Consider the following 219-nt stretch of genomic DNA (forward strand, 5'->3'; position numbering starts at 1 on the left):
CAAGCACCCGGCAAATCCGGCGCTCCGATACATTCATCTCGCTCCGGATCAGCTCGATGCAGGCTCGGCGACGTGCGGGGCTCTGAAGTTTCCCCGAGCTGCTTCCTTTAGGCTCAGGATTCATAACCAGTAGATGACGGTTGCGGCGAGAGCGATTGCCGACAGGAAGACCTTTGGGCATCTGTCGTATCTGGTTGCCACGCGCCGCCAGTCCTTTAG

At 58.9% G+C, this 219-nt stretch carries 1 pseudogene; it reads right to left on the reverse strand.

Going from position 1 to position 219, the window contains the following annotated elements:
- Window positions 1-120 precede the first annotated feature (120 nt).
- A pseudogene (locus ABLN87_RS22470) lies at window positions 121-219 on the reverse strand (IS5/IS1182 family transposase); the annotation flags it as partial.

It is taken from the genome of Ruegeria sp. SCP10 (assembly GCF_040329495.1).
Lineage (GTDB): Bacteria > Pseudomonadota > Alphaproteobacteria > Rhodobacterales > Rhodobacteraceae > Ruegeria.